A 1,765-nucleotide genomic window follows, 5' to 3' on the forward strand; every position below is an offset into this window, starting at 1 on the left:
CTGCTGATGTTCGTGGTCGGGTGCTTCTTCTTCCTGCCCTTCCCGGCGTGGTCGAAGTTCATCGGCTTCATCACCTCGGCCTTCGCCGTCTCCTTCGCGCCGGGCTGCCTGGTGGTCGGCGCCATGCGCCGCCAACTGCCCGACCAGGACCGCCCCTTCCGGCTGCCCGGCGGGGACACGATTCCGCTGCTGGCGTTCTTCTCGTCCAATCTGCTGGTGTTCTGGTCCACCTGGTCGATCAACGAGAAGATGCTCATCGGGTTGCTGGTCGGCTACGTGGTGTTCGTGATCTACCACGTAACCACCAAGCACGACACGCCACCGGTCGACTTCAAGGCCGGTTCCTGGTTCCCCGTGTGGCTGGCCGGGATGCTGGCGCTGAGCTACTTCGGGGAGGTCACCCCGAACCAGCCCGCCGATGCGGGGTTGGTGCTGCAGGGCGGTGACGGTCCGATAGGGGTGGGACTCGGCGCTTTGATCATCGTGGTGTGGAGCGTGCTGATCTACTACTACGCCATGGCGGTGCGGCTGCCCTCCCGGCGGGTGGCGTCCTACGTCGAGAAAACCCCCACCGACGCCCCCAACACGGCGGGCTGACCGGATCTCACTTCACGCGGGGCGGCCCCTGCCGCGCCTCGCCCCGCCACGGCTGCCACACGGCCGCTTCGAGGGGGCCTACCGCCGGGTACTACCGCTCCCATACCGCGGGAACCCCGACCGTGCGGAGCACGTACACAGGCACACGAGACCTTCCCACACAGTGGGAGCTTGCCGGTCAACGCACTTCTGATCTCCACGCGATTCTGATCACACGAAAAGCCACGAATCGCCCGAGATGCGACACGATCGCACGGTCTACGCACTGTTTCGTACACAAAATGTTACTTGTTTGCGCGACAGGTTAACCGTTTCGTGTTGACGAGGCCGCCCGAATCCTAGAGAGTCCACGCTCAAAGTAGTTATCGACCTCACAAAGGTACGGAAAGGGCGAATAGATGGCGACACCAACTGCGCCACCGACGCAGGCCAAGGTGCAGCTCGATCACGGGGTCCGCAGGGACGTGAACCGGATCAGCCTGCTGTTCACCGGGGTCGGCGCGATCATCGGTTCCGGGTGGCTGTTCGGCGCCCTCTACGCTTCCCAGATCGCCGGTCCGGCAGCGATCCTGTCCTGGATCATCGGCGCGATCATGATCATGCTGATCGGGTTCGTCTACGCCGAGCTGTCGGTGATGTTCCCGGTCGTCGGCGGGATCATCCGCTTCCCGCACTACTCCTTCGGCTCCTTCGCCAGCTTCAGCTCCGGTTGGATCAGCTGGCTGGCCGCCGCCGCGGTCACCCCCATCGAGGTGCTGGCCACCATGCAGTACGCGTACCCATACGCGAGCTGGCTCATGATCGAGTCCGACGGCGAGTACCTGGTCAACGGAGCGGGATGGTTCGTGGCCATCGGGCTCATGGCGCTGTACAGCGCCATCAACGTGCTCGGCGTCCGACTGTTCGCCTACCTGAACAACATCCTGGTGTGGTGGAAGCTCGCGGTGATCGTGCTGGTCATCGTCGTGCTGTTCGCCGCCGAGTTCAACCCGGGCAACCTCACCAACTTCGGCGGCTTCATGCCCAGCGGGGCGGGGGCCATCTTCACCGCCATCCCGGCGGCGGGTATCGCCTTCTCCTACCTGGGCTTCCGCAACGGTGTCGAGTTCGCGGGCGAGACCGACAACCCGCAGCGCAACGTGCCGTTCGCCCTGATCGGCTCGGTGGT

At 64.5% G+C, this 1,765-nt stretch carries 1 protein-coding gene and 1 pseudogene; both read left to right on the forward strand.

The window, feature by feature from the left end; translation table 11 throughout:
* Positions 1–597 (forward strand): annotated as a pseudogene (locus BM150_RS09745) (amino acid permease); the annotation flags it as partial.
* Between the two features lie 398 nt (positions 598–995).
* Positions 996–1,765, forward strand: a 770-nt coding sequence (locus tag BM150_RS09750; protein WP_139219501.1) for an APC family permease, incomplete at its 3' end; no start/stop codon positions are given.

This window comes from Actinopolyspora alba (genome assembly GCF_900112765.1).
GTDB classification, from domain to species: domain Bacteria; phylum Actinomycetota; class Actinomycetes; order Mycobacteriales; family Pseudonocardiaceae; genus Actinopolyspora; species Actinopolyspora alba.